We start from the raw sequence: 21408 nt of genomic DNA on the forward strand, positions 1-21408 counted from the left end.
CCCGGACGTTCGCCTAGCCCCGACGTTCGGCGCGCCAGTCCTGGATGCGATCCACGGGTCGGCGTAGGAGGCGTCCTACGGCGGCACGGCGCTCGCGCCACTCGATCAGGCCGTCGGTGGGCCACCAGGCAGCGCGGAGCCGGTCCTTGCGTCTGCGCACACCGGAGACTGCCTTGACCACGGTGTGGGTGTCGGCACGGATGTCGGAGATGGTCGCCCCGGGAGGGGCGTAGCGCGAGCGTTCCACGCCGGTGACCACCCGGTTGAGTGCCTCCGTCTGCTCCCCCTCGAGGTAGGCCTCGCGCTGGTAGAAGCGACCGGCCTGACGCGGGGTGCTGCCCCGTGGAGGGATCACGCCGAGGTCGCCGATCCGTTCGATCATGGCCTGCCACTCGATCTCGACGCGGGTCGACTCGTCGGGCGCGTGCCGCAGCCGGCGGCGCAGCCGACCACGGGCGGCGAGTGGCACGGCGAGCGACCCGAGGACCCCGCCGAGCAGTCCGAGCACGATCCACAGCGCGGTGGTCCGGGTGCGCGATCCGAACCAGCCGCCGAAGTCGGAGCCGCTGCCGTTGGTGTTGGCCGGGTCCGTGGCACCCGGGTCGTTGCGGTCGCCGGGGCGGGTGGGGCTCCCCGTGGCGCCACCCGTGGCGGTGTTGGTGGCGGGGTTGCCGCTGCCGGGGGTGGTGGGGGCGAGCGAGTAGGACGGGGCGACGGTGTTCTGCGTGCCCGAGGGGGTCGGTTCGAACCGCAGCCAGCCGATGCGGTCGAAGAAGAGCTCGGGCCAGGCGTGCGCGTCGGACGAGCGCACCGTGTAGGTGCCGCGGTCGGCGGTGCCCGGCAGGAACCCGATCGCCATGCGGGCCGGGATCCCGGCTTCGCGGGCCATCATGACCATGGCCGTGGCGAACTGAACGCAGTAGCCGACCTTCGACCGCAGGAAGAGGGTGATGGCATCGGGCCGCACCTCCTGGCCGGACGCGTTCGTGACCGTGGTCGGCAGCTTGAGGGAGTAGCTGAAGCCCCCGTCCGCACGGAGGTACTTCTGGATCGCGCGCGCGGCCTCGATGCGGGAGGCGTTCTGCGGGACGATGTCGCTGACCAGCTGGCTGACGATCTCCTGCGAGGCCGGGTCGACCTGCAGGTCGTCCCGCAGGAAGCTGCCGCTGGCCCCTTGCCGGCTCTGGGCCAGCGACTCCTGTGTCGGGTTCAGTGCGAGGTAGGAGAAGCTGTAGGACCGCACGGCTCGGGTGACCGTGGCGACCGAGGTGTTGCGGTCCAGGCCCCAGGTCGCGCGGCCGAGGTCGGCGGACACCAGCGGCGTCGGCGCGGCGATCTGGGGCGCCTCGATCCGGGAGTTCTCGACGGACACGCGGTAGGTCTCCCGCGGGACCTCGGGGGCCAGGTCGGGTGGCGGATCGAGGGTGGTGCGACGGCCGTAGTCGATGTCGTCGGGGTCAGGTCGCCAGTTGTCGGCGATGTAGGTGTCGAGCACCCCGACGCGCAGCGGCGTCAGGATCGCGGCGTTGGTGGTGTAGCTCAGGACCGGTGCCTTGGACGGGCTGCTGAGGCTCTTGGTGAGGTCGAGGGTCGACTTGAGGCCGATCTGACCGTCGCTGAAACCGGTGGCCCCGCTGGACCGGCCCAGGCCGTCGATGAGGTAACGCGTCGGGAAGTGGGGGATGACCACGGGAACGACGATGGCTGCCGCCAGCCCCGCGACGGCCAGGGTCCGGCCCACCGCGGCATACCCGTAGGCGCCGTCGCGGTCGTCGGAGTTGCCCGTGCCCGTGGTGCTCATCGGCACGGTGGTGCTCCACCGTCGCAGCGAGGCGATGCCCTGGCGTCCGAGCATGAGCAGCCACAGCCCACCGGCCGCGACGAAGAACATCGGGTGCAGGGAGTCGCCGGAGTTGGAGGCGGAGATCAGGTAGGCGGTGAGCAGCGGAAGACCGGCCAGTGCGGGGGAGCGACGCATCACGGCCAGGTGGTCGACGACCATGGCCACGACGCCGATCGCGAGGCCGATGGCCAAGGTGATTCCGCGGTTGGTCGGGGCGGGTGCGGCATAGTTCTGGATCGTCTCGCGCGCATCGACGAGGAGGTTGTTGAAGGCCAGCACCATGTCAGGGGTGGGCAGCCCGTGCCAGAGGTGGCCGCGGCCGAAGACCCAGGCCGCGGCGAGGACGACCCCGGCGAGCTGGGCGGCGGCGATGGCGACCCAGGAGCTGGTGACCATCCGGAAGACGATCCCGATGACGACCACCGCGAAGACCATGGCCAGCATCGGGCGGATCCACGTGTTGGGCGTGAACAAGGTGGTGAGCGGCCAGGCGACCACGGCGGAGGCGGCTCCGGCGATCACGGAGTCCGCGGTGCGACCGCGGCTCATGCCACACCCACCCGGCTCGTCGTGCCGGACAGGACGCCCCACACGGAGGGGAGGTCGTCGCCGGCGCCCACGACAGCCACGGCCCACCCCGCGCCGCGCAGCACTGGTACACAGGTGAGCTCGTCGGCGGTCCCTGCCCGGCTGCGCCGCGTCGTGGTGAACCCGTCCGGGTCCAGCACGATGGCCAGGGCCGTACCGCCGGGCTGCCGCAGTGAGGCAACACGGCGGGCCAGCTCCTCGTCGAGGTCGGTCACCACGGCGAGGATGAGTCCGCCGGGCGCCGTCACCGGGTGGGCGGCCTGCAACACGTCGGCGAACTGGTCGTCCGACCCGGCCTCGGCCATGGCCAGCACGTCCAGGAGCGGGTCGACCTCCATCGCGGTGGCGGCTCGGCTGTCCTCGGCGGTCTCGTCGCTGATGAGGTGCACGGCATACCCCTGGTCGAGGAGGTGGGCGGCCACGGAGGCGCACGCGGTCACGGCCCACTCGAACGAGCCCGAGGTGCCCGAGCCGTGGTGGCCACGGGCGCGGGAGTCGAGCACGATCGCTGCACGCCGGCGCGCGGGGCGGTCCTCCTGACGGACCATCAGCTCGCCCGTCTTGGCCGTCGCCGGCCAGTGGATGCGGCGCAGGTCGTCGCCATCTCGGTAGGAACGGATGGAGACGTCGTCCTCGCCGTGGAGGGCGACCATGTGCGGGATCGCGCCCTCGGCGCCCACTCCGCTACCCGGGGGCTGGCCGCCTCCGAGCGGGACGAGCTTGGGCAGGACGAGGATGTCGCTGGATCCGGAGATCGCGGCAACCCGGGTGCTCAGGCCGAAGGGATCGCGCAGGCGGACGCCGAGGGGTCCGAGGCGGTGGCGGCCCCGGACGTGCGATCGCACCGAGTAGTGCACCTCCTGGCGGTCGCCACGGCGCAGCCTCGGCACGACGAACCGCGGCCGGTCACCGAGGGCGTAGTCCAGCTGCTCCTCGGCCATCAGCAGGGGACTGGCGGCGCCCCCGGCGTTCTCGATGCCGAGCGTGACCAGGGACTGCTCGTCGACCTGGATCCGACCCGGCACGGCGGTGCGCTCCAGGGCGAACCGCAGGTCGTGGCGACGCATGAGCAGCCCACTCAGGAGGGGCAACGCCACGAGCAGCACGCCGATGCGGGTGAGGTCGGTGAAACCGAGCCCAGTTCCGCACAGCACCAACGTGACTCCCGCGGCGACGAACGCTCGCCCGCGGGTGGTGAGCAGGTCGCGAACCCGACGCACGGCGCGCCTCAGCGACCGGCAGCGGGGACGGGCACTCGGCGCATGAGGTCCTGCAACACCTCACCGGTGCTGCGCCGGGCCAGCTGCGTCTCGCCGGTGGGGATGATGCGGTGGGCGAGGACCGGGAGCACGATGGCCTGCACGTCGTCGGGCAGCACGTGGTCGCGGCCCTCCAGTGCCGCGTGGGCGCGGGCGGCGCGCAGCATGTGCAGGCTGGCCCGCGGGGAGGCGCCCAGCCGCAGCGCCGAGCTGGACCGGGTGGCCGCTGACAGGTCGACGACGTACTGCTTGATGGCGTCGCTCGTGAAGACCGAGCGGACCGCCCGGACCATGGCCGAGACGGTGGCGGCGTCGGTGACCGGGCTGAGCGTCTCCAGCGGAGACACCTGTCCGTGGCTGTCGAGCATCGCCACCTCGGCGCGCGCCGAGGGGTAGCCGAGGGAGATGCGCGCCATGAAGCGGTCGCGCTGGGCCTCGGGCAGCGGATAGGTCCCCTCCATCTCGATGGGGTTCTGGGTGGCCATCACGATGAACGGCTTGGGGAGGTCGTAGGTCTGGCCGTCGACCGTGACCTGTCCCTCTTCCATCGACTCCAGCAGGGCCGACTGCGTCTTGGGCGAGGCACGGTTGATCTCGTCGCCCACGACGACGTTCGCGAAGATCGCGCCCGGACGGAACTCGAAGTCGCGCACGTCCTGGTTGAACACACTCACGCCGGTGATGTCGCTCGGCAGCAGGTCGGGGGTGAACTGCACCCGTCGGACCGAGCAGTCGATCGACCGCGCGAGCGTCTTGGCGAGCATCGTCTTGCCGACGCCGGGGACGTCCTCGAGGAGCAGGTGTCCCTCGGCGAGCAGGACGGTGATGGCGGTGTGCACGACGTCCGGCTTGCCCTCGATCACCGTGTTGATGGCGCGGGCGAGCCGTCCGGCGACCTCGGTGACCTGCCCCAGTGACGCGGGGGACCCCGCCGGGAGTGAGAGCAACGTGTCGGGCTTGGTCGTGCCCACGGGTGTTGGCCTTGCCTGGTCCTCGTGCCTGCCTTGCACCGGCTGTCCTTCCGTCGTCCCCATGGCCGCCACGTTGCGCCCCTCCGGGTGGTCGATCGATCTTCCCCCACATCGCACCACCAAAGAAGGGGGTATGCCGTCTCGTGACCTCTCGTGGCGGCTGCAGGGGGTCGTTCGGCGCCGCGCAGCCGCCGGATCGGTGTCCCCGAGCTCACGCTGCCCCGTGGTCCGGGTGGTCGGGGGGTGCACGGGGGTGCCCGGGAGGGCCAATTCGCCGAAGTGTTGTTAGATCCGCACCACTTTCCACCACCGATCTGACCTGCAGAAATATCGTGATTCCCTCGCAAATTGTGGGGAAAGTGAGGTAGTGGTGGCCGATTGTGGAGTAAAGTGGGGGAAACCAGAGGGCCGTGGGGTCCTCGGACGGGTCGGCAGGGGAGGTGGGCGCGATGTTTCTCGGTACGCACAGCCCCCGACTCGACGACAAGGGCCGCCTCTTCCTCCCCGCGAAGTTCCGCGAGCGGATGTCCGACGGCCTGGTGGTGACCCGGGGCCAGGAGCGGTGCCTCTACGTCTTCCCGATGGACGAGTTCCTCAAGGTCACCCAGCAGATGCAGGCCGCGCCGACCACGAGCAAGGCCGTCCGTGACTTCACCCGCGTCTTCCTGTCCGGCGCCTCGGACGAGGTGCCCGACAAGCAGGGTCGGGTCACGATCCCCGCCAACCTGCGGGCCTACGCCGGCCTGACCCGCGAGTGCACCGTCATCGGTGCGGGTTCCCGGGTCGAGGTCTGGGACACCGACAGCTGGAACACCTACCTCGAGAGCACCGAACAGGGCTTCTCCGACCAGTCCGAGGAGGTCATCCCCGGACTCCTCTGATCCCCGAGCTCGCTGACCGTCGGCCCCTGCAGCCAGGTCTCCAGCCGCTTCGCATCCCGGGACGACTTCCCCCGCCCCGGGCCGCATCCCTTGAAGCGGATGGGGACCTGACCGCAGGGCCCCCGCACCACCACGGCAACCACCACCAGCACCAGCACCAGCACCAGCACGGCAGCACCCAGCACGGCAGCACCCAGCACGATCCCACCGCACCACCAGCACCGTCCCGCAGGAGATGTCGATGAACGCACGAGGAATGGCCGCAGACCGGCACATTCCTGTGCTCCGCGACCGCATCGTCGAACTGCTCGCCCCGGCCCTCACGGAGCCCGGAGCGGTGTACCTCGACGGCACCCTCGGGATGGGCGGGCACGCACAGGCGATCCTCGAGCGCTGTCCGAACGCGCACGTCGTGGGCATCGACCGCGACCAGGAGGCGCTCGCGCTGGCCGCCGAACGCCTTGCTCCGTATGCCGCGCAGGTCACCTTCGTCCACGCCGTCTACGACGAGGTGCCGCGGGCCCTCGCCGAGGCCGGGGTCGACCACGTGGACGCCTCGCTCTACGACCTGGGCGTCTCCTCGCTCCAGCTCGACGAGACCGACCGCGGCTTCTCCTACAGCCAGGACGCCCCGCTGGACATGCGCATGGACCAGTCCACAGGCCTGACCGCCGCCGAGGTGCTCAACACCTACGACCCGGCGGCGCTCGAGACGGTGCTGCGCGAGTTCGGTGAGGAGCGGTTCGCCCGCAAGATCGTCGGCGCCATCGTCCGCGAACGTGAGCAGGCGCCGTTCACCACATCGGGTCGTCTTGTCGAGCTGCTCAAGAAGGTCGTCCCGGCGGCCTCCCAGAAGAGCGGCGGCCACCCGGGCAAGCGCACCTTCCAGGCCCTGCGCATCGAGGTCAACGCCGAGCTCTCGGTGTGGGCCGACGCCCTCCCGCGGGCGATCGACGCCCTGGCCGTCGGTGGCCGCATCGCAGTCCTGTCCTACCACTCGCTCGAGGACCGCATCACCAAGCGCGAGCTCTCGGCCGGTGCCAAGGGGAGCAGCCCCCAAGGCCTGCCGGTGGAACTGCCGGAGCACGCGGCATACCTGCGCCTGCTCACCCGCGGCGCCGAGGAGGCCAGCCCCGCTGAGCAGGCCGCCAACCCCCGATCCGCCTCGGTGCGCCTGCGCGCGGCCGAGCGCACCCGACCCACTGTCGCCACCACGAAGGGAAACAACCGATGAGCCAGCAGACTGCGACCGCGAGGGTCGCATCTCGGGCACCCGCCAGGAGGGTCGCGCCCCCGCAGCCCCTGAGGGTGGTTCCTGCGGCCGTCGGGCACCCGGGCAACGGCTTCTTTGCCGCGCTGTGCATGACCCTGCTCTGCGCGGGGCTGTTCGGCCTGCTCATGCTCAACACCGCCATGGCCGAGGGGTCGTTCACCCTGCACAACCTCCAGTCGACCTCGGGTGAGCTCGCCGACACCCAGGACGCCCTGACGCAGGCCATCGACGCCCAGCGGAGCCCGGCCAACCTCGCAGCCCGGGCCACGCGGCTCGGCATGGTCCCGGCCGACTCCGCCGCGTTCCTCCGCCTCTCGGACGGCAAGGTCCTCGGCGTGGCGAAGCCGGCGGCGAAGGACGGCGGCTTTACCGTGGTGACAGCTCCACAGGCGCCGTCGGCGAAGTCCGGTCCGGCCAGGAGCAGCAGTCCGGCGACGACCGTCACGAAGAAGGGGGATGTGACGACGACGACCGTGGTGGTCACCAAGCCCGACGGCTCGGTCGTGACCACCGTGACCAGCGTCAACGCCAGGACCACCACCACGACGAGCACCACGACGACCAAGGCCCCGGCGAAGAAGCCGGCCACCACACCCACCCCCGGCCGCTGACACCACGACTCGACCAGCACCACGACTCGACCAGCACCACCAGACGACTACAGGACAGGACGAGAGGTACCCAGTGACGCAGACCCGAGGCAGCCGCCCCGGAGCCCCGCGCCCCACTGCGTCCTCGCGTCCTCGCGGCCCCCGCACCGGCGCGCCGAACCCCAAGGCAGGTCAGCCGCGCACAGAGACCGCGCGAAGTCAGCCAGGACCTCGCAAGGCCGCCAATCCGGCATCGCCCGCGCGCCCCGCCAGGGCGGCGAAGTCGAGCTCTCGCCCGGCGCCGCGCCCTCCGGCACCGCCGCGCCCGCCAGCCCGTCGCCGGGTCAGCCTCGGCGCCTCCAGCCCGCGCCGGCGGATGCGCACCATGACGATCGCGGTGCTCTTCATCTTCAGCATCTTCGGCGCGCAGCTGTTGCGGTTGCAGGGCTTTGACGCCTCGGCGGTGTCCAAGAACGCGCAGTCCTCGCGCACGGCGACCATTGCGCTGCCGGCCATGCGCGGGTCGATCACCGACCGCAACGGCACGATCCTCGCCTCGAGCATCGAGCGCCGCACGGTGACCGTCGACCAGACCGCGGTGCCGCAGTACGTCAAGACGGTTGACGGCGTGCGGAGCAAGGTGGGCGTGGCCGGGGCCGCCCAGGACCTCTCGCCGCTGCTGGGCATCTCCGTCGAGACCCTGACGCGAGAGCTCACGGGCAACGCCAAGTACCGGGTGCTGCAGAAGAACGTCACCCCGCTCAACTGGCGCAAGATCTCCGAGCTGGGGATCAACGGCATCTACTCCGAGGCCACCTCCGACCGTGTCTATCCCACCGCCACGGCCTCCTCGGCCCTGGTCGGCTTCGTCCAGTCCGACGGCACGGCCGGTGCCGGCCTCGAGGTCCTCATGGACAAGACCCTCAGGGGCAAGTCGGGCAAGACCATCTTCGAGCAGTCCCAGGACGGTCGGCCGATCCCCAACGCGCGGCAGGAGACGATCAACCCCGTGCCGGGCCGAGGGGTCCAGCTCACCATCGACTCCGACCTGCAGTGGTTCGCCCAGAACGCCGTCGCCCAGAAGGTCATCGAGACCCAGGCGCTGTCGGGCACGGTCGTCGTGGAGAACGTCAAGACGGGGGAGCTGCTGGCCGTCGCGTCCTATCCGACCTTCGACCCCAACCAGCCCGGCCAGTCGAGTGAGAACTGGACCAACAAGGCGTTCAACGACGTCTACGAGCCCGGGTCCACCGGCAAGGTGATCACCGCTGCAGCCGCTCTCGAGGAGAGTGTCGTGACCCCCTCGGACGTCGTCGAGGTCCCCAACCGGATCCACCGCGCGGGCACGGAGTTCAAGGACAGCCACGACCACCCGACCGAGTACCTCACCTTTGCCGGGGTTCTCGCGCAGTCCAGCAACATCGGCACCATCCTGGCCGGTGAGAAGGTCAAGGCGCCGACGATGTACGACTACTTCAGGAAGTTCGGCCTCGGCCAGACATCGGGGATGGGCTTCCCCGGTGAGGGTCCCGGCCTGCTGACCAACGTCAAGGACTGGAGCGGGTCGCAGCGCTACACCGTGCTGTTCGGCCAGGGCCTGTCGGTGAACGCGCTCCAGGCCGCCGGCGTCTTCCAGACCATCGCCAACGACGGCGTGCGCATCCCGCCGCGGATCGTGGCCGCCACCGGCGACGGCAAGGGCGGGTTCACCCCGGCCGCCAAGTCGGCACCGGTCAAGGTCGTCTCACCCGGCACCGCCAAGCAGGTGCGCGACATGCTCGAAGGCGTCGTCACCAAGGAGGGCACGGCGCCGGAGGCCAAGATCGCCGGCTACCGGGTGGCCGGCAAGACCGGCACCGCCGACCGGTACGACGCCCGCGTCGGCCACTACTCGGGCAAGACGGCGAGCTTCATCGGCTTCGCACCGGCAGACGACCCGGAGATCGTCGTCGCGGTGACCCTGCAACGGCCGATCAAGGGCTACTTCGGTGGTGTGGTCGCCGGCCCGGTGTTCCACGACGTCATGACCTATGCGCTGCAGGAGCTGCAGATCCCGCCCACGGGGACGGCGTCGCCGGTGGCCAAGATCCGCCCCAGCAAGGTCCCGGCCGCCAGCGACCTGAGCGTCATCCGCGACCGCAGGTCGGGCGCATCCAGCTCCTCCCGCTGAGGGTAGGCTCGCTGTCCGTGCCATCCCCCCGTCCGTCGTCCCCGCACGCGACCCCGCTCTCCGCCGTGGCCTCCCTCGTCGGGGGCACGCTGGTCGGTGAGGACCGCGAGGTCACAGGGGTGAGCCTGTCCTCCCAGGACGTCGTGCCCGGAGACCTCTACGCCGCCCTTCCAGGTGCCAACGCCCACGGTGCGAGGTATGCCGCGGGGGCGCGGGAGGCGGGTGCGGTCGCCGTCCTCACGGACGAGGCAGGGCTCGACGTCCTCGACGCCCAGGGCGTGGCGGACCTGCCCCGCGTCGTCGTCGAGCAGCCACGCAGCATCGTCGGACTCGCGGCCTCCCTCGTCTACGGCACCGGCAACCTCCCGCTGCAGATGTACGGCGTGACGGGGACCAACGGCAAGACCACCACGGCCTACCTCGTCAACTCGGCCCTCACGGCGCTCGGCCACACCACCGGCCTGATCGGCACCGTCGAGACGCGCATCGGCGACGAGCGGGTCAAGAGCGTCCGCACGACGCCGGAGGCCACCGTGCTGCACGCACTGCTGGCGGTGATGTCCGAGCGGGCCATCGACTCCTGCGTGATGGAGGTGTCGAGCCACGCCCTGAGCCAGCACCGGGTGGACGGGGTGGTCTACGACGTCGCGCTGTTCACCAACCTCTCGCAGGACCACCTCGACTTCCACGCCACGATGCGTGACTACTTCCTGGCCAAGGCAGGGCTCTTCACCCCGCAACGCTCACGGCGCGGGATCGTGTGCGTCGACGACGAGTGGGGTCGCGAGCTGAGCACCCTGGCCACGGTGCCTGTGACGACGCTGACCTCTCTGGCCGAGGTCGACGCTGATTGGCGGGTCGTGTCGGACGAGCAAGACCCCTCCTCGTTCACGCTATCCGATGGGGTGACGACCCTTCACCTGCGATCTGCCCTGCCCGGCGACTTCAACCGCGTCAACACGGCGATGGCGGCACTCGCCCTGGTGGCTGGGGGGATCGAACCGCAGGAGGCCGAGCGGGCGCTCCTGGTCGACCCGCACGTCCCCGGCCGGATGGAGCGGGTGGACGTCGACCTCGCCACCCCCGCCGACCTGGGCCTGCCGCTCGTGGTGGTCGACTACGCACACACCCCCGACGCGGTCGCCGCAGCGCTCAAGGCGCTGCGGCCCGCGACGACCGGTGCCCTCGTGGTCGTGCTGGGCGCCGGTGGGGACCGAGACCGGGGCAAGCGCGCCGCCATGGGACGCGCGGCAGCGCTGGGAGCCGACGTCGTCGTCGTCACCGACGACAACCCCCGGTCCGAACCTCCCGAGGCCATCCGCGCCGCCGTGCTCGAAGGCGCGCGAGAGGCGGGGACGAACGCCCGGCTCCTCGACGTCGACGGGCGGGCGGCGGCCATCGCCGAGGCCGTCCGTGCTGCCCACGACGCCGGACCGGGGAGTGTGGTCGCCGTCGTCGGCAAGGGTCACGAGACGGGACAGGAGATCGCCGGCACCGTGTACCCGTTCGACGACCGCGACGAGGCACGTCAGGCCCTGGATGCGCTGACCGCGGCCCGTCGGACACAGGGTGGTGGCAGCCGATGATCCCGTTGTCGCTCAAGGAGATTGCCGAGATCACGGGCGGCCGGCTTGAGGGTCTGGACGACATCGCGGCAGCCGCGCTGGTCATCGACGGACCGGTCGTCACCGACTCTCGCGAGGCCGGAGCGGGCGGCCTCTACGTCGCCCGCATCGGTGAGCAGATGGACGGCCACCAGTTCGTCTCCTCGGCCGCGGGACTCGGGGCCGTCGCGGCGATGACGACCAGGCCGGTCGACGACCTCCCGTGCGTCGTCGTCGAGGACATCCAGGCCGGCTTGGCCTCGCTGGCCCGTGCGGTCGTCGACAGGCATCCCGACCTGACGGTCATCGGCATCACGGGCTCCTCCGGCAAGACCTCGACCAAGGACCTGCTCGCCAGCGTCCTGTCGGGCGTGGCGCCGACCGTGGCGCCCGTGGGTTCCCTGAACTCCGAGGTCGGCGTGCCCCTCACGGTCTTCCGGGTGACGCCGCAGACCCGGTTCCTCGTGGTCGAGATGGGTGCCCGCGGGGTTGGTCACATCGACTACCTCACGCGAATCGCCCCGCCCAGCATCGGGATCGAGCTCAACGTAGGCACCGCCCACGTGGGGGAGTTCGGCTCTCGCGAGGCGATCGCCGTCGCCAAGGCCGAGCTCGTCCAGGCCCTGCCCCCCGGTGGGCTCGCCGTGCTGAACGCGGACGACCCCGTCGTCCGCGCCATGGCATCGAAGACCACCGCCCGCGTGCAGCTCGTCGGCACGGGACCCGAGGCCGACGTCCGCGCGACCGAGATCACCCTCGACGAGCGGGGTCGACCGTCCTTCGCCGTGGCCGCGCCGGAGGGCAGCGCCCGGGTCACCCTCCCGCTGCACGGCGAGCACCACGTCGGCAACGCCCTGGCCGTCGTCGCGACAGCGCTCGAGTGCGGGATGGCCCTCGCCGACATCGTGGCCGCCCTGGCCACAGCGGTGCCGGCGTCACGCTGGCGGATGGAGGTCACCGAGCGTCCCGACGGCGTGACCGTGGTCAACGACGCCTACAACGCCAACCCCGACTCGATGCGAGCGGCCCTCAAGGCACTGGTGGCGATGGGTGGCGGCCGCGGCCACGACGACACCACGCCGGCACGCCGCACGTGGGCGGTTCTCGGGTCGATGCTCGAGCTCGGCGAGGACTCGACCACGGAGCACGACGCCATCGGGCGACTCGCGGTGCGGCTCAACATCTCCCGGCTCGTCGTGGTGGGTGACACCGCCCGCCCGATGGCGACCGGGGCGCAGCACGAGGGGTCCTGGGGCGACGAGGCCGTGTGGGTGCCGGATGCCGACGCCGCCTACGATCTGCTGGCCGAAGAACTTCGGCCTGGTGACGTCGTGTTGTTCAAGTCCAGCCGTGATGCCGGACTACGGTGGCTCGGAGACAGACTGGCCGGCAGCGGCGCAGCCAACAGCGAGGAGGGCACGACGTGAAGGCGGTGCTGCTCGCGGCCGTCATCTCCCTCGTGGGCGCGCTCTTCGGCACCCCGATGTTCATCAAGTTCCTCGTCCGCCGCGGCTACGGCCAGTTCATCCGCGACGACGGCCCGACCTCGCACCACACCAAGCGCGGGACGCCCACCATGGGTGGCGCGGTCATCATCGGGTCCAGCCTCGCGGCATACGGCCTCGCGCACCTGCTCACGGGCACCCCGCTGACCTGGAGCGGAGTGCTCGTCCTGTTCCTCATGGCAGGACTGGGGCTCGTCGGGTTCCTCGACGACTACATCAAGATCTCCAAGCAGCGCAGCCTCGGGCTCCGGTCGCGCGAGAAGCTCATCGGCCAGACCCTGGTCGCCGTCGTGTTCGCCGTGCTGGTGCTTCAGTTTCCCAACAGCAAGAACCGCACCCCGGGCTCGACGCACATCTCGTTCGTGCGTGACACCGGGTTCGACCTCGCGTTCGCCGGCACGCTGCTCGGGCTGATCCTGTTCATCATCTGGGCCAACATCATGATCGCGGGCACGTCCAACGGCGTGAACCTCACCGACGGGCTCGACGGCCTCGCGACCGGAGCCTCGGTGATGGTGTTCGCGGCCTACGTGCTCATCGGCATCTGGCAGGGCAACCAGAACTGCCAGAACACCCCCGGCCTCAAGTGCTACGAGGTGCGCGACTCACGAGACCTTGCGGTCGTGGCCGCCGCGGCCATGGGGGCGTGTTTCGGGTTCCTGTGGTGGAACGCGTCGCCGGCCAAGATCTTCATGGGCGACACCGGATCCCTCGCGCTCGGCGGACTGCTCGCCGGACTGGCGATCACGACCCGCACCGAGTTGCTCGTCGTCATCCTCGGCGGCCTGTTCGTCGCGATCACGCTCTCGGTCATCATCCAGGTCGGCTCGTTCAAGCTGACCGGCAAACGCGTCTTCCGCATGGCGCCACTGCAGCACCACTTCGAGCTGCTCGGGTGGAACGAGGTCACCATCGTCATCAGGTTCTGGATCATCGCCGGGCTGTTCGTCGCTCTCGGCCTCGGACTGTTCTACGCAGAGTGGGTCGTGGGCGCGGCGTGAGCACTGGACCGATCTCGGGTCCCGGCAGTGGCAGCAACGGCGCCGTCGGCGGCCGGCTCGACGGCCTGACGAGTGCCTCGGCCGACTGGGGCGGGTTGTCCGTGCTCGTCGCCGGTCTCGGTGTCAGCGGCTTCGCCGCTGCCGACGCGCTGCACGAGCGCGGCGCGCGGGTGGTGGCCGTGGACGGTGGCGACCCCGCCGCCACCACGGCGTTGGGGGAGCGCGCGCGCATCCTCGACATCCTCGGGGTGGACGTGCGCCTCGGTCCGGACCACGTCGCGGACCTGCCGGACGGCCCGCTTCCCGACCTCGTCGTCACCTCACCCGGGTGGCGCCCGGACCAGCCGCTGCTCCTGGCAGCTGCGCAGGCCGGCATACCTGTCTGGGGCGAGGTGGAGCTCGCCTGGCGGATGCGTGCGGAGGTCGGCCCGGCACCCTGGCTGACCATCACCGGCACCAACGGCAAGACGACCACGGTCACCATGCTCGCGTCGATGCTGAGGGCGGCCGGGCTCCGCGCCACGGCTGCCGGCAACGTCGGCACGCCGATCCTCGAGGCGGTGCTGCACCCCGAGCCCTACGACGTGATCGCGGTGGAGCTGTCCAGCTTCCAGCTGCACTGGTCGGACTCGATCGCCCCCTACGCCTCGGTGTGCCTCAACGTCGCCCCGGACCACGTCGACTGGCACGGATCGATGGAGGAGTACCAGCGCGCCAAGGGCAAGGTCTACGCGCGGACCAAGGTCGCCTGCGTCTACAACGTGCAGGACCCCGTCACCGAGCGGCTCGTCGAGGACGCCGAGGTGCAGGAGGGCTGTCGCGCGATCGGCTTCACCCTCGGCACGCCTGGGCTGTCGATGGTCGGCGTCGTCGACGACATCCTCGCCGACCGGGCCTTCGTCGAGCAGCGCAAGACCTCGGCCGCCGAGCTGGCCACCCTCGACGACGTCCGCGGCAGCGCGGCGACCCTGGCACCGCACAACCTGGCCAACGCCCTGGCGGCGGCGGCACTGGCCCGGGCCTATGGCGTGGCCCCGCTGGCCGTCCGCGACGGGCTGAGGGCCTTCACCCCCGACCCGCACCGCATCGCCGACTGCGGCGAGGTCGACGGGGTCCGTTACGTCGACGACTCCAAGGCGACGAACCCCCACGCGGCGTCTGCGTCGTTGCACGCCTTCGAGCACGTCGTCTGGATCGCCGGCGGCCTGCTCAAGGGCGCCGACGTCGACGACCTCGTCCGCGAGGCGGCCGAGCGGCTGCGCGGCGTCGTCCTCATCGGCGCGGACCGCGCCCGGCTGGCCGAGGCGTTGGCCCGACACGCGCCGGATGTCCCCGTCGTCGACGTGTCGAGCACGGACACTGGAGTCATGGAGACCGTCGTCGCGCGCGCGGCCGAGCTCGCCCAGCCCGGCGACGTCGTGCTGCTCGCCCCGGCAGCGGCCTCGATGGACATGTTCCCCAACTACGGTGCCCGAGGCGATGCCTTCGCTGCGGCGGTCGCACGCCACGCCGGGTCCGCAGGAGACTAGCCGTGAGCAGTGCCACGACCTCGCCCCCCGGGGCGCGGACCGCGTCGCACGCCTCCTCGAACCGCGCGTCCTCGACCCAGGGGGAGCCGGGCCGGGTCGGAGGCTGGCTGCAGCGACTCGACTCGCCGGTCACGAGCTACTACGTCCTGCTCAGCGTGACCGTGGTGCTGGTGGTCATCGGCCTGATCATGGTCCTGTCCGCCTCCTCGGTGAAGTCGCTGGTCCAGACCGACAACGCCACCCCCTACGTCTTCTTCCGCAAACAGCTGCAGTTCGCGGCCATGGGTGCGATCGCCATGATCGTCGCCGTGCGGATCCCACCACGGGCGTGGAAGGCGTTGGCGGTGCCGATCCTGGTCGGCTCGCTGCTGCTCCAGCTCCTCGTCTTCACACCGCTGGGGGTGTCCGTCAACGGCAACCGCAACTGGCTGGCCCTGGGTCCGGTCACCCTGCAGCCGTCGGAGTTCGCCAAGATCGGGCTGATCCTCGTGGGGGCCACCGTCCTCACCGCCAAGCGCAGGCTGCTCGGCCAGATGCGGCACGTCCTCATCCCGTTCCTCGTCCCGGTCGCGGCGGGGACGATCGGCCTGGTCCTGCTCGGTCACGACCTCGGCACGGTCATGGTGATGGGCGGCATCGTCGCGGGACTGTTGTTCGCCGCGGGGGTGCCGCGCCGGATGTTCGTCTACGGCTGCTCCCTCTTCGCGGCCCTCGCCGTGACGATGGTCGTCACGAGCCCGAACCGGTTGGCCCGGTTCGACGTCTGGCTCGGCAAGGACACCAACGAGTACGGTGCCTACCGCCAGCCACTGCACGGCCGCTACGCCCTCGCCGACGGTGGCTGGTGGGGGGTCGGCCTCGGCGCCAGTCGCGAGAAGTGGCAGTGGCTGCCCGAGGCCCACAACGACTTCATCTTCGCCATCCTCGGTGAGGAGCTCGGGCTGCCGGGCACCCTGGTGCTGCTCGGGCTGTTCTGCGCCCTGGCCCTGGTCTGCTACCGGATCGTCCTGCGCACCGACGACACCTTCGTGCGCGTCGCGACCGCTGGCGTGATGGCATGGATCGTGGTCCAGGCCATCATCAACATCGGTGCAGTGATCGGGCTGCTCCCCGTGATCGGGGTGCCGCTCCCGCTCGTCTCCTACGGCGGGTCGTCACTGATGACCACGATGTTCGCCCTCGGGATGCTGCTGTCCTTTGCCCGCAAGGAACCCGGCTGTTCCGAGGCACTGTCGGCCAAACCGTCCGTGGTCCGCCGCTCGCTCGCGGTCCTGCCCGGGCGTCGGGGTCGGCGCTGATGTCCCCTGAGTCACCCAGGTCGGTCCTGCTGGCCGGTGGCGGGACGGCTGGTCACGTCTCGCCCCTCCTGGCCCTCGCCGACTGCCTGCGCCGTCGTGACCCCGAGGTCGTCATCACCGCTCTGGGCACGGAGACGGGCCTCGAGGCGCGGCTGGTACCCGACCGCGGGTACCCGTTGATGACCGTCCCCAAGGTGCCGCTGCCCCGCAGGCCTTCCGCTGACCTGCTCCGCCTCCCCGGCAACCTGCGCGCGGCGGTCGCGGCCGCCGAACGGGCCATCGAGCAGTCCGGTGCCCAGGTGGTCGTCGGCTTCGGTGGCTACGTCTCGACCCCCGCCTACCTCGCAGCCCGTCGCCGACACGTCCCGATCGTCGTGCACGAGCAGAACGCCCGTGCCGGTCTGGCCAACCGCGTCGGCGCCCGGATGACCCCTTTCGTGGCCACGACCTTCGCCAGCACGAAGCTCGCCCACGCGACCGCGATCGGCATGCCCCTGCGTCGCGAGATCGCCCAGCTCGATCGCGCCGCGGTGCGCCCGGAGGCTCTGGCCCACTTCGGGTTGGAACCACACTGGCCGACGGTGCTCGTCACCGGTGGCTCGCTCGGGGCGCAGCGGCTGAACACGACGTTCGAGGCGCGGTCGGCGACCCTGCGCGCGGCGGGCGTGCAGGTGCTGCACCTCACCGGTGCCGGCAAGGAGTTCGTCGCCGACAACAGCGGAACGGGCGCGCCCTACGTCGTCGCCCCCTATGCCGACCGGATGGACCTCGCCTATGCAGCGGCCGACCTGGTGGTCGCCCGCGCGGGCGCCAACACCGTCTGTGAGCTGACCGCCGTGGGGCTGCCGGCCGTCTACGTCCCGCTGCCCATCGGCAACGGCGAACAGCGGTTCAACGCCGCCGACGTGGTCGCCGCCGGTGGTGGCCTACTGGTCGAGGACGCTGCCTTCACACCCGCCTGGGTCGACGGCACCCTGGTGCCCCTGGTGTCGGACCGCGACCGGATCGACGCCATGGCTGCCGCCTCGGCAGCAACGGGGGAGCGCGGCGCCGACGAGCTCCTGGCTGACCTGGTGGTGGCTGCCTTCACGGATTCCCTTGCGCGGCAACGATGAACGGCTCCAACGAACGCTTCGACTTCACTGAGCCCGTGCCTCCTCTGGGGGACCTCGGCTCGATCCACTTCATCGCCATCGGTGGCGCCGGCATGTCCGGCGTGGCACGCGTGATGCTGGCCCGGGGGTGCGCGGTCAGCGGCTCCGACGCCAAGCAGTCCCCGGTGCTCGCCGCCCTCGCCGCGGAAGGCGCCGAGGTGCACGTCGGCCACGACGCGGCATACGTCGAGGGCAAGGACACCGTGGTCATCTCCTCGGCGATCCGCGAGTCCAACATCGAGCTGGCGGCCGCCCGCGCGGCGGGCCTGCGCGTGCTGCACCGCTCACAGGCCCTGGCGAGCACCATGGCCGACTCGCGGCGCGTGGCCGTCGCGGGGGCCAACGGCAAGACCACGACGACCTCGATGCTGACGGTCGCGCTCCAGCACTGTGGCGTCGACCCGTCCTTCGCGGCCGGCGGTGAGCTCGCCAAGCACGGCACCAACGCGCACTGGGGCACCGGCGAGGTGTTCGTCGCGGAGGCCGACGAGAGCGACGGTTCGTTCCTCGTCTATCGACCCGAGGTGGCGGTCGTCACCAACGTGCAGCCGGACCACCTCGACTTCTACGGAACCTTCGAGCGCGTGCAGGAGGCCTACACCGCGTTCGCGGCGTCGATCCTCGAGGGTGGACTGCTCGTCGCCTGCCAGGACGACCAGGGGTCCCGCGAGCTGGCGCTGGCAGCGCGAGCGGCAGGCAGGCGGGTGCTCACCTACGGATGGTCGAGCGAGGCCGACGTCGTCCTGCGCGACGAGGTGTTCCGGGGGCTGATGGGTCGGGTCACCGTCACCGGACCCGACGGCGTCGCGCGGAACCTGCGGATCAACATCCCCGGTCGCCACAACCTGCTCAACGCCGCTGCCGCCTACACCGTGGCCGTCGACGGCCTCGGCCAGGACCCCACCCGCGTGCTGGACGGGCTGTTCGGCTTCACCGGCACCCGGCGCCGGTTCGAGCCCAAGGGGTCGGCGGCCGGTGTCTCGGTGGTGGACGACTACGCCCACAACCCCGGCAAGGTCGCGGCCGTCGTGGGGACGGGCGCGGACCTGGCCGGCGAGGGGCGGCTCGTCGTCGTCTTCCAGCCCCACCTCTACTCGCGTACGCGTGACTTCGCCCGCGAGTTCGCGGCGGCGCTGCGGCCCGCTGACGTGGTCGTCCTCATGGAGATCTATGCCGCGCGGGAGGACCCCATGCCGGGCGTCTCGTCCCAGCTCGTCGCCGACGCGTTGCGTGAGCTGCGTCCGGACGCGGACGTCATCGTCATCCCGTCCTGGTCGGCCGTGGCCGAGCACGTGGCCGGTCTGGCCCGCGAGGGGGACCTCGTCATCACGGTGGGTGCCGGGGACGTGACGATGATCGGGCCCGAGATCCTGCGCGCCCTCGGCCAGGCATGAGCCGCCATCCCGGGTCCAGCGGTCGCGTGGGTCGCACGGGCCTCGCGTCGTCACGTGCGCGGTTCCAGCGCCGGGCCCACGAGGTGCGCCAGCGCCCCCTCCGGCTGCTCGGGTATGCCGCCGCCGGCCTCGCGGTCGTGGTGCTCCTCGGGTGGGTGGTCGGGTTCAGCCCGGTCCTCGCCGTCCGCACCGTCGAGGTGGTCGGGGTCCCCGACGCGGAGGTCGCAGCCATCAGGGCCATGGCCAGGGTGCCGCTGGGGGAGCCCTTGGCGCGGGTCGACAGTGCCGCCGTGGCCGCCCGGGTGGCCGAGCGGGCCACCGTGGCGGACGTCTCGATCGAGCGGTCCTGGCCCAGCACGCTGGTCATCCACGCGAGCCCCCGGCAACCGTTCCTCGTGGTCAAAAACCCTCAAGGTCAACTACAGGTTGTAGATGAGACAGGGATGGCTTATGCCCAGGTCAGCACCCCTCCGCGGGGCGTCCCGACCGTCAACGCCGCGACGACAGCCGCCCTGTCCCGGGATGCCCTCGCCGCTGCGGTCAGCGTCCTGAAGGCGCTCCCCGCGGCGACGCAGAAGCGGGTCACCAACATCACCGTCAGCAGCGCGAACCTCGTCACGCTGATGATCGGCCGGACCTCCGTGGTCTGGGGCGGAGTCGACGAGCCGGAGCGCAAGGTGGCGATCATGACCGCTCTGCTCAGGTCGCGGCCGGCCCTGATCGATGTCAGCGCTCCCAGCACGCCTGTCACCCGCTGAGGGCGACACCCGCAGCTCGTGACAGACTGTGGCCTGTGGGGCTGAAGTGACGGGTGTGACAGACCGTCCGACGACCCCGCGGAAAACTGCTGAATCGGGTGAATCTGTGCTGCGACACGCGGTCGATCAGGTTGCCCTGCGACCCATGTGACGCATAGCGTCGGCGACACCGAAACGTAGGCATCTGGACGCGGATGAGGGTAACCCTCAACTTGACGTCGAGGGACAGGCGATCGGTCGACGGGCACCACCACGGACTCGTCAGCACCCAGCGACGACCATCACCAAGCACCGCATTCAGGAAGGCCCACCGCCGTGGCAGCACCACAGAACTACCTGGCCGTCATCAAGGTCGTCGGCATCGGCGGAGGTGGCGTCAACGCCATCAACCGCATGATCGAGGTCGGCCTCAAGGGCGTCGAATTCATTGCCGTCAACACTGATGCGCAGGCGCTGCTGATGAGCGACGCGGACGTCAAGCTCGACATCGGCCGTGAGCTCACCCGGGGCCTCGGTGCCGGCGCCGACCCCGAGGTCGGCAAGAAGGCCGCCGAGGACCACGCGGAGGAGATCGAGGAGGTGCTCAAGGGCGCCGACATGGTCTTCGTCACCGCAGGTGAGGGTGGTGGCACCGGCACCGGTGGTGCACCGGTGGTCGCCAAGATCGCCAGGGGGCTCGGAGCCCTGACCATCGGTGTGGTGACGCGTCCGTTCACGTTCGAGGGACGTCGTCGCGCCAACCAGGCGGAGACCGGCATCGCCAACCTGCGCGAAGAGGTCGACACCCTCATCGTCATCCCCAACGACCGGCTGCTGTCGATCAGTGACCGCACGGTCAGCATGCTCGACGCGTTCCGCTCGGCCGACCAGGTCCTGCTGTCCGGCGTCCAGGGCATCACCGACCTCATCACGACACCCGGACTGATCAACCTCGACTTCGCCGACGTCAAGTCCGTCATGCAGGGTGCCGGTTCGGCCCTCATGGGCATCGGCTCCTCGCGCGGCGACGACCGGGCCGTCCAGGCCGCTGAGCTCGCCATCTCCAGCCCGCTGCTCGAGGCCAGCATCGACGGCGCCCACGGTGTGCTCCTGTCCATCCAGGGTGGCAGCGACCTCGGTCTCTTCGAGATCAACGAGGCGGCGCGACTGGTGCAGGAAGCGGCCCACCCCGAGGCCAACATCATCTTCGGCGCGGTCATCGACGACGCCCTCGGCGACGAGGTGCGGGTCACCGTGATCGCCGCAGGCTTTGACGGCGGCGCCCCCCTCAAGCGCGAGAACGACCGCGCGATCGGACAGATCCAGGGTTCGTCGCGCCCGGCCCAGCAGCCGGCGACCCCTGCGCCCGTCCCGCAGGCCGCTGCCCCGGTCGCCGAGACGCCCAGGTTCGAGCCCGTCGCAGCCCCCGTGTCGCGCGACGCCCCCGTGCAGACGTCGCAGGCAACGCCGGTCGAGCCCGCGGCGCAGCGCGAGCCCGCTGGCCGCCCGCYGCGGACCGTCACCTTCGACGAGGGCGACGACCTGGACGTGCCCGACTTCCTGAAGTGACGACACGCTGAGACCACGCCGACAGGGGCGCCGGACGACTCC

The 21408-nt window shown here is 71.0% G+C and carries 17 protein-coding genes; 13 read left to right on the forward strand and 4 right to left on the reverse strand.

What is annotated here, in order from left to right; genetic code table 11:
• Positions 1–13: 13 nt before the first annotated feature.
• From AC1DWR_RS02580 to AC1DWR_RS02590, 3 genes are read right to left on the reverse strand one after another with little or no spacing between them, the layout of a single operon-like run.
• The gene (locus AC1DWR_RS02580; protein ID WP_477623573.1) at positions 14–2392 is read right to left on the reverse strand and encodes a transglutaminase TgpA family protein; all 2379 of its coding nucleotides are present in this window, start codon (positions 2390–2392) and stop codon (positions 14–16) included.
• Positions 2389–3651 carry a DUF58 domain-containing protein gene (locus tag AC1DWR_RS02585; protein ID WP_477623574.1) on the reverse strand — a complete coding sequence of 421 codons (1263 nt, stop codon included), beginning with the start codon at positions 3649–3651 and terminating at the stop codon, positions 2389–2391. The genes AC1DWR_RS02580 and AC1DWR_RS02585 overlap by 4 nt, the downstream gene beginning before the upstream one ends.
• A gap of 8 nt (positions 3652–3659) precedes the next feature.
• Positions 3660–4724 (reverse strand): AAA family ATPase, encoded by a 1065-nt coding sequence (locus tag AC1DWR_RS02590; RefSeq protein ID WP_477613319.1) that lies wholly within the window; start codon positions 4722–4724, stop codon positions 3660–3662.
• Between the two features lie 386 nt (positions 4725–5110).
• Between AC1DWR_RS02590 and mraZ the strand changes: the two genes are divergently transcribed.
• From mraZ to ftsL, 3 genes are all read left to right on the forward strand, one after another.
• Positions 5111–5542: a division/cell wall cluster transcriptional repressor MraZ gene (gene mraZ / locus AC1DWR_RS02595; protein WP_477613318.1), complete on the forward strand. Its 432-nt coding sequence runs from the start codon at positions 5111–5113 to the stop codon at positions 5540–5542.
• Between the two features lie 241 nt (positions 5543–5783).
• Positions 5784–6776 carry a 16S rRNA (cytosine(1402)-N(4))-methyltransferase RsmH gene (gene rsmH, locus AC1DWR_RS02600; RefSeq protein WP_477623575.1) on the forward strand — a complete coding sequence of 331 codons (993 nt, stop codon included), beginning with the start codon at positions 5784–5786 and terminating at the stop codon, positions 6774–6776.
• A gap of 74 nt (positions 6777–6850) precedes the next feature.
• Positions 6851–7426, forward strand: a complete 576-nt coding sequence (gene ftsL / locus AC1DWR_RS02605) for a cell division protein FtsL (RefSeq protein ID WP_477623576.1) — start codon at positions 6851–6853, stop codon at positions 7424–7426.
• 198 nt (positions 7427–7624) lie between these two features.
• On the opposite strand, the gene AC1DWR_RS02610 is transcribed toward ftsL, so the two are convergent.
• Complete coding sequence (locus tag AC1DWR_RS02610; RefSeq protein WP_477623577.1) at positions 7625–7813, reverse strand: hypothetical protein; 189 nt, start codon at positions 7811–7813, stop codon at positions 7625–7627.
• Between AC1DWR_RS02610 and AC1DWR_RS02615 the strand changes: the two genes are divergently transcribed.
• The 10 genes from AC1DWR_RS02615 (at position 7791) to ftsZ (ending at position 21366) form a co-directional block, all read left to right on the forward strand.
• Positions 7791–9575 carry a peptidoglycan D,D-transpeptidase FtsI family protein gene (locus tag AC1DWR_RS02615; RefSeq protein ID WP_477623578.1) on the forward strand — a complete coding sequence of 595 codons (1785 nt, stop codon included), beginning with the start codon at positions 7791–7793 and terminating at the stop codon, positions 9573–9575. The genes AC1DWR_RS02610 and AC1DWR_RS02615 overlap by 23 nt on opposite strands.
• A gap of 17 nt (positions 9576–9592) precedes the next feature.
• Positions 9593–11161: a UDP-N-acetylmuramoyl-L-alanyl-D-glutamate--2,6-diaminopimelate ligase gene (locus tag AC1DWR_RS02620; protein WP_477623579.1), complete on the forward strand. Its 1569-nt coding sequence runs from the start codon at positions 9593–9595 to the stop codon at positions 11159–11161.
• Complete coding sequence (locus AC1DWR_RS02625) at positions 11158–12606, forward strand: UDP-N-acetylmuramoyl-tripeptide--D-alanyl-D-alanine ligase (RefSeq protein ID WP_477623580.1); 1449 nt, start codon at positions 11158–11160, stop codon at positions 12604–12606. Before AC1DWR_RS02620 ends, AC1DWR_RS02625 begins: the two co-directional genes overlap by 4 nt.
• Positions 12603–13685 (forward strand): phospho-N-acetylmuramoyl-pentapeptide-transferase, encoded by a 1083-nt coding sequence (gene mraY / locus AC1DWR_RS02630; RefSeq protein WP_477613311.1) that lies wholly within the window; start codon positions 12603–12605, stop codon positions 13683–13685. Before AC1DWR_RS02625 ends, mraY begins: the two co-directional genes overlap by 4 nt.
• A gap of 11 nt (positions 13686–13696) precedes the next feature.
• Complete coding sequence (gene murD, locus AC1DWR_RS02635) at positions 13697–15214, forward strand: UDP-N-acetylmuramoyl-L-alanine--D-glutamate ligase (RefSeq protein WP_477623813.1); 1518 nt, start codon at positions 13697–13699, stop codon at positions 15212–15214.
• A 2-nt stretch (positions 15215–15216) separates the two neighbouring features.
• On the forward strand, positions 15217–16512 hold the full coding sequence (ftsW, locus tag AC1DWR_RS02640) for a putative lipid II flippase FtsW (protein ID WP_477613310.1): 1296 nt from the start codon (positions 15217–15219) through the stop codon (positions 16510–16512).
• Entirely contained in the window at positions 16512–17627 is a 1116-nt protein-coding gene (gene murG / locus AC1DWR_RS02645) for an undecaprenyldiphospho-muramoylpentapeptide beta-N-acetylglucosaminyltransferase (protein ID WP_477623581.1), read from the forward strand. Before ftsW ends, murG begins: the two co-directional genes overlap by 1 nt.
• Positions 17624–19060, forward strand: a complete 1437-nt coding sequence (gene murC / locus AC1DWR_RS02650) for a UDP-N-acetylmuramate--L-alanine ligase (RefSeq protein WP_477623582.1) — start codon at positions 17624–17626, stop codon at positions 19058–19060. Before murG ends, murC begins: the two co-directional genes overlap by 4 nt.
• Positions 19057–19818 carry a cell division protein FtsQ/DivIB gene (locus AC1DWR_RS02655; protein ID WP_477623583.1) on the forward strand — a complete coding sequence of 254 codons (762 nt, stop codon included), beginning with the start codon at positions 19057–19059 and terminating at the stop codon, positions 19816–19818. Before murC ends, AC1DWR_RS02655 begins: the two co-directional genes overlap by 4 nt.
• Positions 19819–20133: 315 nt before the next feature.
• Complete coding sequence (gene ftsZ, locus AC1DWR_RS02660) at positions 20134–21366, forward strand: cell division protein FtsZ (RefSeq protein WP_477623584.1); 1233 nt, start codon at positions 20134–20136, stop codon at positions 21364–21366.
• Positions 21367–21408: the final 42 nt, after the last annotated feature.

This window comes from Pedococcus sp. P2_E2 (genome assembly GCF_056403955.1).

Excerpts from the sequence above, each read along its gene's own strand:
- AC1DWR_RS02580 (WP_477623573.1), bottom strand. The coding sequence starts at position 2,392 with ATGAGCCGCGGTCGCACCGCGGACTCCGTGATCGCCGGAGCCGCCTCC.
- AC1DWR_RS02590 (WP_477613319.1), bottom strand. The coding sequence starts at position 4,724 with ATGGGGACGACGGAAGGACAGCCGGTGCAAGGCAGGCACGAGGACCAG.
- mraZ (WP_477613318.1), top strand. The coding sequence starts at position 5,111 with ATGTTTCTCGGTACGCACAGCCCCCGACTCGACGACAAGGGCCGCCTC.
- rsmH (WP_477623575.1), top strand. The coding sequence starts at position 5,784 with ATGAACGCACGAGGAATGGCCGCAGACCGGCACATTCCTGTGCTCCGC.
- AC1DWR_RS02615 (WP_477623578.1), top strand. The coding sequence starts at position 7,791 with ATGACGATCGCGGTGCTCTTCATCTTCAGCATCTTCGGCGCGCAGCTG.
- AC1DWR_RS02610 (WP_477623577.1), bottom strand. The coding sequence starts at position 7,813 with ATGAAGAGCACCGCGATCGTCATGGTGCGCATCCGCCGGCGCGGGCTG.
- AC1DWR_RS02625 (WP_477623580.1), top strand. The coding sequence starts at position 11,158 with ATGATCCCGTTGTCGCTCAAGGAGATTGCCGAGATCACGGGCGGCCGG.
- murG (WP_477623581.1), top strand. The coding sequence starts at position 16,512 with ATGTCCCCTGAGTCACCCAGGTCGGTCCTGCTGGCCGGTGGCGGGACG.
- murC (WP_477623582.1), top strand. The coding sequence starts at position 17,624 with ATGAACGGCTCCAACGAACGCTTCGACTTCACTGAGCCCGTGCCTCCT.
- AC1DWR_RS02655 (WP_477623583.1), top strand. The coding sequence starts at position 19,057 with ATGAGCCGCCATCCCGGGTCCAGCGGTCGCGTGGGTCGCACGGGCCTC.